At 42.7% G+C, this 11,899-nt stretch carries 8 protein-coding genes; 5 read left to right on the top strand and 3 right to left on the bottom strand.

Annotation, left to right across the window (positions count from 1 at the left end; translation table 11 throughout):
- The first annotated feature begins 135 nt into the window (after nucleotides 1–135).
- Entirely contained in the window at nucleotides 136–1,053 is a 918-nt protein-coding gene (locus tag AC805_RS09720; RefSeq protein ID WP_055075246.1) for a hypothetical protein, read from the top strand.
- A gap of 208 nt (nucleotides 1,054–1,261) precedes the next feature.
- Nucleotides 1,262–1,756, top strand: coding sequence for a pentapeptide repeat-containing protein (locus AC805_RS09715; protein WP_055075245.1), 495 nt, complete (start codon nucleotides 1,262–1,264; stop codon nucleotides 1,754–1,756).
- 66 nt (nucleotides 1,757–1,822) lie between these two features.
- Here AC805_RS09715 and kaiC read toward each other — a convergent pair whose 3' ends face one another.
- The 3 genes from kaiC to AC805_RS09700 form a co-directional block, all read right to left on the bottom strand.
- On the bottom strand, nucleotides 1,823–3,394 hold the full coding sequence (gene kaiC / locus AC805_RS09710; protein ID WP_009626106.1) for a circadian clock protein KaiC: 1,572 nt from the start codon (nucleotides 3,392–3,394) through the stop codon (nucleotides 1,823–1,825).
- Nucleotides 3,387–3,686, bottom strand: coding sequence for a circadian clock protein KaiB (gene kaiB / locus AC805_RS09705; RefSeq protein WP_009626105.1), 300 nt, complete (start codon nucleotides 3,684–3,686; stop codon nucleotides 3,387–3,389). The genes kaiC and kaiB overlap by 8 nt, the downstream gene beginning before the upstream one ends.
- Nucleotides 3,687–3,967: 281 nt before the next feature.
- Nucleotides 3,968–4,843 (bottom strand): circadian clock protein KaiA, encoded by an 876-nt coding sequence (locus AC805_RS09700; protein ID WP_055075244.1) that lies wholly within the window; start codon nucleotides 4,841–4,843, stop codon nucleotides 3,968–3,970.
- A gap of 168 nt (nucleotides 4,844–5,011) precedes the next feature.
- Between AC805_RS09700 and AC805_RS09695 the strand changes: the two genes are divergently transcribed.
- The 3 genes from AC805_RS09695 (at nucleotide 5,012) to pheA (ending at nucleotide 11,770) form a co-directional block, all read left to right on the top strand.
- Nucleotides 5,012–7,417: a hybrid sensor histidine kinase/response regulator gene (locus AC805_RS09695; protein WP_055075243.1), complete on the top strand. Its 2,406-nt coding sequence runs from the start codon at nucleotides 5,012–5,014 to the stop codon at nucleotides 7,415–7,417.
- Between the two features lie 323 nt (nucleotides 7,418–7,740).
- A complete protein-coding gene (locus tag AC805_RS09690; protein WP_055075242.1) occupies nucleotides 7,741–10,770 on the top strand; it encodes a transporter substrate-binding protein in 3,030 nt (1,009 codons plus the stop codon).
- A 139-nt stretch (nucleotides 10,771–10,909) separates the two neighbouring features.
- Entirely contained in the window at nucleotides 10,910–11,770 is an 861-nt protein-coding gene (pheA, locus tag AC805_RS09685) for a prephenate dehydratase (protein ID WP_055075241.1), read from the top strand.
- Nucleotides 11,771–11,899 lie beyond the last annotated feature (129 nt).

The following is an 11,899-nucleotide window of genomic DNA, read 5'->3' as shown; positions in this document are numbered from 1 at the left end:
AATCTTAAAAACAAGAGAGACGATGAAAAGTTAACTTTTCATCGTCTCTCTTGTTTTTTTGTTGTATTTTTTATGAAAAATGTAAAATAATGGGGTGGAATCTACCATATCAATCCATATCAATAGGCTCGAATCATGAAAATATACAAACCAAGTAATATTGCCTCTTCGCAAAGTATTTCTATCTTGGCAGTTGCTTCGCTCGTTTCAGGTGTAGCAGTTGGTAGTAGCGCTGCATTTATTAGTAAATTTATTTACTTTATTATTTTATTCCCTTTGGTTATGGGGTTTTCTACAGGAGCAACACTTGGCTTTATTGTTAAAAAAACTAAAATTCGCAATCCTATGATTTCCTTAGGGATGGGTTTGTTAGGAGGAATTATAACTTATGGCTCGCTTATGTATGGGCAGTACATCAATTTTCAACAGGAAACTGAGAAAGTTATGCTTCGTGAATATAATATTTCAGACAAGAGACAGGTTGAAGAGCAAACCAATGCAATTTTGCAGCAAGAAACTGGAGCATCAGGTTTTGTGGGGTTTGTGAAATTATCAGCGAAGGAGGGCACTACCATAAGTCGGGGAAGTAGCAAAATTAAACTTAACGATACTTTTAGCTATCTTCTGTGGGCGGTTGAATTAGGAATTGTTGGGTTTCTAGCTGCTTCCATACCATTTGGAGCGGCGGGTGAACCTTTTAATGAGGATGGAAATGATTGGTACGGAGATAAACAATGGGTAGGTAGTGTTACTGAGGAGTCGAAGGAAGAACTTATTCGTTTTCTAAATACGGATGATATATCAGGTGCTGCGGCAATTTTGTGCCTTGATTCCGAGCTTGCAATGCCACGTATTGACGTGCATATTCGCTCTTGTCCAAGTGCCATTGGTAGTGATTCTGTGGTTACAGTTAGCCATGTTTCAACTAATGCAAAGAAACAAGTGGAGTCGAAGAAATTATTGGAAGGTTTAGTTACCAGCGAACAGCGATCGCAACTCGTATCGAGGCGAAGTGAAGAAACTCCTAAGGATGGAGATATTGAAAAATCGTAATTTTAATATTTGATGTTGTAGAGGATTTCGATACTACAGGTTTATTACAGGTTAATATTTATTAAGTAAGTGGTTCAGCATAATTAGAAACCAAACCTATAGAGCGCACTGTCCACTACGTGGGCGATACGCTCTTATAGGCTTTAATTTTACCTATGCCTAGCTGCTTAGCAATACAAAAATTATTCTGAATTATTCTCAAGAGATTATGAAATATTGGCAATTAATTACAAGTATCGTCCTATCTGTATTCGTGTTTTTAATGCCATTGTCCGTCCAAGCTGCCAGTTCTTCTAGCGTTACTCGCTCAATTTTAAATGCGGTAGGTGGTGAAGACTTCTCTGGTAAAAATCTAATTCGTGCTGAGTTTACTAGTGTTACTTTAAAGAATGCTAATTTTACTAACGCTGATTTGCGTGGGGCTATTTTTAATGGCGTGTTATTGGATGGAGCGAATTTGCATGGGAGCGATTTTAGTTCGGGGATAGCTTATATTTCTAGATTTAAAAATGTCGATCTCAGCGATGCAATCCTTACTGATACCAATATGTTGCGCTCGACCTTTGATAATGTTGAGGTAACTGGGGCTGATTTTACGAATGCATTGTTAGATATGCAACAACTCAAAAAGCTTTGTATTAATGCATCGGGTACTAACTCTAAAACAGGGGTAAGTACTCGCGAATCTTTGGGATGTCCATAAAAAACTCAAACAAGCAAAACCAAAATTAGCAAGAATATTCTTGCTAATTTTGGTTTTGCTTGTTTCTTATTCTAAGGGTTCAACAGATACTCCTCGGATAATTCTTGAAAGCTCAGATTTCTCATCGACGGATACTCTGGTTGGCGAACCACTTAAAATCCTCTCGAATCCTTGGAATGAATCCTTAATCTGTGCGCCTTGATCGGTGATGATATATTCGCGAATGCGGCTGTCATGGCGCGATCCCCGCATCTTAAAGACATTGACTGCGCGGGACATTTGTCCACGAATTTCTACATATTGCAACAGAATAATTGTGTCTGTGATCGTAGAGATATGGGATTCAGTAATTGAATGCGATCCCATGAACTGATCGGTTGTATTTGTGAATAAACCAGTGATCTCTTCTTGCTTAACATAGCCCGTTAAGCCAATTACAAATTGTCTAAAAGTATTATTGCTTACGCCTCTTGCCAAGGCTGAGAGGGAGTCGATCGCAATGCGGGATGGCTTAAAGGACTCGATTTCAGATTTGATTACTTGTAGATGATCTTCTAGCCCAGAGGATTCAGGGTAAACACAAATAATTTTTAATAAACCCGAACTCTCCCACTTGTCAAAATCGGTTCCCCAAGAAGAAGCATTACGGGTAAGCTGCTGGCGAGACTCTTCATAGGCAAATAAAATTGCGCGTTCGCCATTTTCACAGCCGTTTTCAATAAACTTGCTTACCATTAGGGTCTTACCAGTACCTGTTGCCCCTGTGGTTAAAATAATTGAATCCTTAAAGTAGCCACCGCCACACATCTCATCAAGGGTTGCAATCCCAGAGGAAACTCTTGTATTAGAGGATTTTTGCGTAAGACGCATAGCTCCCAAGGGAAATATATTGATCCCCTTACTGGTCATTGTGAAAGGAAATTCGCCTTTCATATGAGTGGTGCCACGGAGTTTTAGGATTTCCGCTGTTCGGTGACGACGTTCTCCATCGAGGACATTTCTTAAAATAATTACATTATCGGAAACAAATTCTTCTACCCCAAATCTTGCTACGGGACCATATTCCAGCTCGCGCTCGGTGGTCATGACTGTGGTTACGCCTAAGGATTTTAGTCTCGCAACAATACGGAAAATTTCGCGACGGACTAGACCTAGGGAATCGTATTGCTGGAAGATGGCGGTCATGGAATCGATCGAGATCCGCTTTGCTTTGTATTTAATGATGGCGTATTGAATCCGTTCGATCAGAGCAGAAAGATCGAAATCTCCCACTACTTCTTGCCCTTCAGGATCGGGAGAGGCATCAAGAATAAATAATCTACCTTGATCGATGAGTTCTTGCAGATCCCAGTTAAAGCTATGGGCATTTTTAATAATGTCAGACGGAGATTCTTCAAAGGTAACAAATACCCCATGCTCATCTAGCCCAGTGATGCCGTTGTAGAGAAACTGCATTGCTAGTAGCGTTTTTCCAGTGCCAGATGTACCACTTACTAGGGTGGATCGCCCCTTGGGTAGCCCCCCATGAGTGATGTCGTCTAGCCCCTCAATCATGGTGCGTAGTTTTTGGACACCTAGCTCTTGCCTTTTATTATCGGTATTGATGTTGTTATTGTTTTCGATGGGTGAGCTAGTCATTGCCAATTAATTCCTCATATAGTAGATCTAGTCCGATTAATACTTTCTCTCGGTCGGACAAGTCGCCAATAATTTTTCTAACTGGGGGAGGCAAAACCTTTGCTAAGGTTGGCGTAGCGAGGATTTTATCTTCTTCAGCTAGTTGTGGATTTTTAAGCACATCAATGACCTTCAATGTATAAACTCCTTGAAACTCTTTCTCAAGGATATCGTTGAGCATTTTCAGCGCCCTCACCGAGTTTGGCGTGTTGCCTGCGACGTAGAGTTTTAGGACGTAGGTTTTACGAATCATTTCATTAATTTGGGTTGCTTCGGCTATTTATAACGTATCTCTTAAACTTCTGGGTAATAACTGCGGTTGGTTCCTGTGCTTTGAATGAATATAAATAGGGATATGAACAAAGTGTAGACAAAATATATGTAGAGTTTCAAGGTGGAGTTTCAAGATTACTGGGAGCGCAAACAACCTTAGATTTGTGAATATTTAGAATATTTATATTTATAGAGAGAGGCTTGGGGCAAGCGAGTTTCTCAGCGGAATTAAAGTCAGTCTATAGTTAGGCTATAGAGTATTTACGATCGCGGAATCGAGCGGCGGTATAGCTCGCAGAGGTGGGCAATCATGTCGATTAGCGTAATGCGATAGTCCAGTAAGATTTCATCATTGCGACCCTCTAGTCTTAATTGCTTGGCAAATTCGTCCATTAGCTCCATATGAATTTCGAGAACTTGGGATACGGAGATATCGGCAAAAAATGATAGATTAACGAATTCATCAATTTTTTGATTGAGGTTGTCATTTTTTTCTAAAAAATACTCAAGGATGATCGACCGATAGATGTTTTTTAAGCGTTCAATATACTCTTTTCTATCTTCGGGAGATAGATTGCGTAGGAATAATCGTGAATCGCGTTTGTAATACACCCCCAAATACCCCAATCTTTCATTAAGCTTTTGCGCTAGTCTCTGTTGTTGGACATTTAAAGATTCTGATGCGGCAGTATATGGAATGTTGACGAAGACTTGATGTTGAATTTGTGGCGAGATCTTGATAAAAGTGGCGATCGCCTGATCGATAATAATTGGTAGATCTTGGAGCTGATCGCGATGAATGCTGATACTAGCTCGGTAAAAGTCTTTTGATTCGCTGTATTCATAGGGAGGTTCGCTTTGTTCGTACAGATCTTCTAGAACTAGTATGGTAGGTATGAAAATATTTAACTTACCGAGGCGATCGAAGACAGCCTCAATATCTCTCCTGATATCTTTAAATATAACTAGACAATCTTGGGCATTTTGAGTTTTTGTTAGTAAACTTACAATTGCTTCAACATCTGAAACTACCGTAAAGGTGTATCGCTCCTCAGGTAAAAAGACGGCAAGGCTAGATTTAGTTTGGTTGACATTTGCTTCTGCCACCAAACAGCATACTTGTAGATTGGACAACACAGGCACTGGCTATTGGTGGTTGGAATGGCTGGGACTTTATCTTAATCTTTATTTTCGCACTTAAATAGCGAAATCATGTGAAATTGATGATCGTACTATATATAAAAATTTATAGACAGTTAGCGATGAATAGCACTTACTAAAAATGACCCGTAAGGGTTTTAGCATATGGACTCCCTCATATTAAATCAATCTTTAGAGATATATGGACAGTCGCTAGTAGCTATTTGCCGACTGCCCACGGATGTCTCCGAAGCATTAGCCTTGCTTAAAAAAGGATGGTCTAATGTTGTAGTGCTTGATCAAAACGATCTGCCACAAGGATTATTTAATGCAAGATGTTTGCTAAATTGGCAATCTGAATCGGTTAGTTTCTCGTTTATTGCGCCCTCTCTCGCTTTAGAAGACATCGATCTAGAGCCATTGCCTGCGATTTCGATGGCGATGACGATCGCTGATTTTTTGCAAAGAATTTCGCAATATCGCCATTCCGCTGAAGTTTGGGCTTTGGTCGATGCCAAGGGCAAATTCACGGCTCTTCTCGAAGTCACAAAATTACTGCGATCGCTCATTCAAATTGAACAAAGTCAAAGCCCATCGATTACTTCGCTGCTATTACCCCTGATCTATCAATTGCCCTTACCTGTAATGATTAGCGATTTAGATGGGGCGATCGTGGGCATGAATGCGGCTTGGCGCAATAGTCTACATGAGAGTTTAGCTATTGTCAGTTCTACGAATGCTGACCTATTGCAGGAAGAGAGATCTATGAATGCGGGAGTTGCGGCAGACGATCCGCAATTGCTGCAAACTACTCCCGTAACTCACCAATTCTGCACGACCGATGGCGCATCTTTTACATGGCAAGTAATCAATGTTTCCTTACAGGGAGCTTTGCAGGGTTTGGATCTATCGATCGCCTACGATATTACGGCGCAAAAAAATCTGGCGCAAGAATTATCAGGTTTAAGTCGGGTCAAGGATGAATTCTTAACCTGCATCAATCACGAGCTAAAAACGCCGTTAACCTCGGTAATTGGCATTGCTAGTTTATTGACCAACCATACTTTTGGGGAACTGAACGATCGCCAAAGCCGCTATGTAAAAATGATTCACCAGAGTGGGCGGCAACTGGTTTCGATCATTGATAATATCTTCGACCTTGCTAAGGCTGAGTCAGGGCAATTAGAGTTATACGCCGAGACGGTTTCCGTACGAGAGGTTTGCCAAAAAAGTATTCAGCAGGTCAAGAAGCTCGTTCAACAGGATTCTACGATTTTCCGTAACTATCACTTTGAGGAAGGATGGGATCTGGATATTCAGCTCGATATCGAGCCCACAGTCCAGACTGTTTATGCCGATGAGACGCGATTGCAGCAAATGCTGGTGAGTCTTCTTTCCAATGCCTTTAAATTTAGCTTTTTGCCATCGGAATTGGTGGATGATGAGCCATCTACGCCTCCTAAAATAGGAGTTACCGCAAAATGGTGGGAAGGTTGGTTGGCAATTACAGTCTGGGATCAAGGGATTGGGATCCCTGAGGAAAAACAAAACCTAGTATTTCAAAAATTTCAACAGGTAGAAAGTGTTCTCACGCGCCGTTTTGAAGGGACGGGTGTGAGTTTGATATTGACTAGACATTTAGCCCGTTTGCATGGTGGGGATATTACCTTTGTATCGCAGGTGAATGTGGGTAGCCAATTTACCATTCTATTACCCCCTGAGCCAAACAATCCCCATGTGAAGTTGGGACAGGATCGCCAGCTTGATATCAGTCATAGCCGTTTAGTCTTGATTGTGGAAACTTCGACTGAAGTCGTCGATTGGCTGAGAAATACGTTGACGCAGCTAGAGTATCAGGTGGTAGTGGCGCGATCGGGGACAGAAGCCCTCGAAAAAGCTCGGCGTTTACAGCCATGTTTAATTCTTTTAAGTCCTCATGTACCGATGTTATCGGGATGGGATGTTTTAGCTTTACTCAAGGGAGATTTAGTAACGCAACATATCCGCGTGGTGATGATGAAACGCCCAGATGAACCGAAAATAGCGGTTCATCAAGCTGATGGAATTTTGCTCAAGCCCCTGAACGCAAACGAACTGAGCCACTTTTTACCCAACCATGTCCCTACACCTAAACCCCTCAAATTTTTATACTTAAATCAGAATTTGGAAGAGTCGGTTATTGAGCTATTGCAGGAGCTAGGGCATTGTCTTTTGGAGGCGGAGGACTTCGCTCAATGCGATATTTTAGCTAAGATCTGGCTGCCAGATCTATTTTTACTTGATGGCGATAATCAGTCTTTATTGCAATGCCTAGAAGATATTAGTCAGTTAGAGATACTTGCCGATTTGCCGATTTTGATCGTTACGAAATCGGCGATCGCGGAAATAAATTGGCTGCAAAAGAAATTTGCAAACTTAGATTTATATGATTGTCTAGGGCTCGATCTAGATCATTTAGATACAGCTAGAGATAAGATTTTGTTGGTTTTACATCAGTCAATCTCAAATGCCATGTGCTATGTTTTACCCCAGTCCCCGCTTGATGCTCGCACCTTGGACCGTAGTCTATGATAATGTAAGTAAAAATGCAAAAACATTAGTTATATAGAGTTTGAGCCATTTCGCGGAACAAATTTGCACAGCGATCGAGCTAGATTTAGGAGATATTATTTAGATTCTGAAGGATTTTAAAAATAGATCTACTAATTTTTTAAGTATGAGTGCTGGTTATATTAACAGTTCTATTAGTAACCAGTAGTAATTTTTATTTGTATATAAAAAGAGTTAATTGAGTAATAGTGCGAACTAGAAAATATCACTAAATATTACTAAATATCTAAAATATCTAAATATTAAGCTGTATATTAAATTGTACTCAGGGAGTGCGAGTTACCATGGATCGAAAGGCTAAGTCCCTAAATACTGAAAATAAAAGTAGGACTGAAGTCATTCGAGTCGGAGTCATACACTCCTTGAGTGACTTAAGAAATGACGCAAGTGGTGATGATGTGGGCAGCGAAACCCTCATCAAAGATGCCACCTTGATGGCGATCGCGGAAATCAATCGGTCTGGCGGCATATTAGGTCGAGCCATCGATCCCATCGTAGTGGATATTGCCCCTAACGATCAGAATATTGCCTTGCAAACAAAAGCTTTAATTACCGAACTAGAAATTAAAAATTTATTTGGTTGCGGGACATCCTCGAATCGCAAAAGTTTGATTCCCCTGCTCGTCAAGACGCAATCGCAACTATGGTATCCCTATGGCTATGAAGGGCTAGAATGCTCGCCTAATATCTTTTATACAGGGACATGTCCGAACCAAGTCGTTCAACCCGCCATTGATTGGCTGCTGCAACATAAGGGCGATCGCCTGTACTTAATCGGGACAGATGGTATTTACTCCCGTACGGTTAATAAGATTATTCGCGCCCAACTTAAGCTGCAAAATGGGCTTCTCTTAGGTGAAGACTATATTCCGCGTAATATCACTAATTATCGCGATATTATTGCCAAAATCAAGCATATTGCGCCAACTACGGTAGTTATCACCCTTTCTTTAGAAAATTCTGTCGCTTTTTTGCGGCAGTATGCCGAAGCGGGAATTACGGCGGCGGAAATTCCCGTGCTTGCTTTACGGTTTACCGATTTAGAATTGCGGCAGCTATGCGATCGCCTTCAGCAAGACCAGATTGAGTTAGGAGCGATCGCGGGACATTTAGCAAGCGCTAATTATTTTCAGAGTCTCGATACTAGCCAAAATCAAGATTTTTTGCAGAAAGTAGCCCATTGGTTTGAGGCAGGTCAAAAAACACTGCCAGTGGTGCATGGAACGATGCAGTCCGCCTATAGTCAGGTGTTTTTATGGAAACAGGCGGTAGAGTCTGCCCAAACCTTTGATGTGATTGCGGTTCGCCAAGCCACCTATGGTCAGAGCTTTGACTCGCCTGCGGGGAAAATTGTCTGCGATTGCAACCAACATATTTGGACAGCCTGTCGGATTGCCGAAATTTCTAGTGCGGGCAATTTTGAGATTCTCCATACCATCGATCCCATTAAGCCAATGCCTTGGTTGGGGGTAGAAGACCTACCTGCAAACACATCCACCGTAGCGATCGAGCTGCTTGCCGACATCACCCAAGGCATTCAGCAGAGTTGGCAACTCGAAAAAGATGCGCAAGATTTGGAAATGACGATCGCGGAGCTCTTAGGGCGAGGACATGGCAAGGGTCGGAATCAACTGGCTCCTGAGATCACCCGTGCGGTGATGTCGAAATTATTTAATGCCAATCAACGTTTGCTGAAGACACAGGCGGATTTGTTAAATGTCGAAGGAGCCTTGCGGGATGCCAATGAATTGCTAGAACAGCGTATTGAGCAGCGGACGATCCAATTACAAAAAACGATCAAGCGTCTTCAAAATGAAGCCACGGATCGACAGCAAGCGGAGATGCTATTAAGGGAAAGTCAGCAAAGATTTTCGGCGATCGCTGACAATGTGCCAGGAGTAGTCTATCGAGCCATCTTACACCCCGATGGCGAAGTCTCAATGCCCTATATCAGTCCCCGTACACAGGAAATATTTGGCATATCGGTTGAGGAGTTCACCGAGCATTTGGAATGGGTATTTGATATGGCTCATCCTGAGGATCGTGCCGAACTCAACGAGATCGTCCAAAACTCCGCTGAAGCTCTGATCACTTTCGAGCATGAGTATCGGGTTTCCAGTCTGTTTGAGAAAGTGAAATGGGTCAGAATTATTTCTCAGCCCCATCGACATGAAAATGGCGATACGGTTTGGGATGGCGTGATTATTGATATTAGCCATCAAAAGCAAATTGAAGAATCGCTTCGCCAAGCGGAGGAGAAGTATCGCAGCATTTTTGAACGGGCGATCGAAGGTATCTTTCAAGCGCTACCCGATGGCTGCTATACCAATGCCAATCCCGCCCTCGCCAATATTTATGGTTATGAAACACCTAGCGACTTATTAACTAAAGTTGCGGACGATCCCTATCGGTTATTTACAGAGCCTGAGCGCTATCGAGATCTCTTGCATCAGATTTCTACTAATGGTGCGGTCAATGGTTTTGAGGCTCTGGTTTACAAGAGCGATCGCAGTATCATTTGGATTTTGATTAATGCCAAAGCCAATTACGATCGACAGGGGAATTTCATTTCCTACGAAGGTCTGGTGCAAGATATTACGGAACGCAAGCAAACCGAGCAAGCTCTAAAAGCGGAACAGGAAAAATCGGAAAATTTATTGCTTAATATTTTGCCCAAGGCGATCGTGAGCGAGTTGAAATTAGGACACAATACGATCGCCTCTAGATCGGATAATGTGACCATTTTGTTTGCGGATATTGTGGACTTTACGGCACTATCCACCCAAGTTTCTCCTAACGATCTCGTCACGATGCTGAATGAAATTTTCTCTTCCTTCGATTTGTTAGCCGATCGTTTGGGATTAGAAAAAATCAAGACCATTGGGGACGCTTACATGGTGGTGGGTGGGTTGCCCACCGCCCGAGCTGATCACGCAGAAGCGATCGCGGAAATGGCCTTGGCGATGCAAAGAGCTATTGCTCAGTTTAAACGGGGAGATGACACGACTTTTCGGTTACGCATTGGCATTAATACGGGAGCGGTCGTTGCAGGGGTAATTGGCATTCGCAAATTTATTTACGATCTCTGGGGGGACGCGGTTAATATTGCCAGTCGTATGGAATCTCACGGTTTGGCGGGCGGTATTCAAGTCACGCAATCCACCTACGATTTACTTCAAGATAAATATTCCTTCTGGTATCGCGGTAAGGTCTTTATCAAAGGAAGAGGTGAAATGGATACCTATATGCTGCTAGATCGAAAATTCCCTTTGTCTACCTTAGAAATCCCAGAGTTAAACTCTACGAGCGTCTGATGGGAGATAAGTAGTTCAGCATAATTAAAAACTAAACCCAGAAGCGAGTACCGCCCCCTCAGCGGGCGGTACTCGCTTCTGGGTTTTAAGTTTATTTATACTTAGCTGCTTACTCGCGATACTATTAGTTATTTACCTTATGACGACGATCGCTTACCTTGGTCCTGCGGGCACCTATTCAGAAATAGCAGCCTTGCGGTATTTGCAGCTTAGTTATCCAGACTTAGAGCCAGATAATTCACTGATGGTTCCCTATTCCACCATTCCCCAAGCGATCGATGCGGCTGAGCGGGGACAGGTGGAGGTAGCTGTCGTGCCTATAGAGAACTCCATCCAAGGGGGGGTAACGATGACCCTTGATAGCCTCTGGCAATCAGAATCATTGCAAATTCAGCAGGCGATCGTTTTGCCGATCGCCCATGCCCTGATTAGCTGCGCCCAAAATCTTGAGGACATCCTGACAGTCTATTCCCATCCCCAAAGTCTAGCCCAGTGTCAGCGATGGCTCGAACGCCACTTACCCAAGGCTCGCCAGATTGCGACGGACTCCAATACCGATAGACTCCATCAGGTCGCGGAGGATGCCACGTTAGCGGCGATCGCCTCAAAATATGCTGCGGAAATATATAATTTACCGATCCTGAACTTTCCGATTAACGATCGCCCCGATAACTGCACCCGCTTTTTAGTGTTAGGGCGCACTGCTCCCACTACTCAGGGAACCCATTCATCTCTTGCCTTTAGTCTTGATCGCAATAGGCCAGGAGCCTTAGTCAAGACCCTATCCGTATTTGCCGATCGCCAAATCAATCTAAGTCGCATTGAATCGCGTCCCACTAAGCGATCGCTTGGCGAATATATTTTTTTCATCGATGTCGAAGCGCCGATCGCCGATCCCAATTTAGATGAAGCCTTAGAAGAGCTAAAAAATGTTACGGAAAACCTGAAAATTCTTGGTAGTTATGCGATCGCTTCCGATGATATAGCTCTAGTCACTTAAGTGAGGAAAACAGACCCAATAGATATAGTCGTTTTAAATAACTTGTAGACGGGCTTCGACTTCGCTCAGCCCTCGGTGTAAGCTAGCTGAGCGAAGTCGAAGCTGTAGTTTTTATTTGAATTATCTATA

This window comes from Pseudanabaena sp. 'Roaring Creek', assembly GCF_001402795.1.
Taxonomy (GTDB): domain Bacteria; phylum Cyanobacteriota; class Cyanobacteriia; order Pseudanabaenales; family Pseudanabaenaceae; genus Pseudanabaena.
This window is presented reverse-complemented; position numbering and strand designations above follow the sequence as displayed.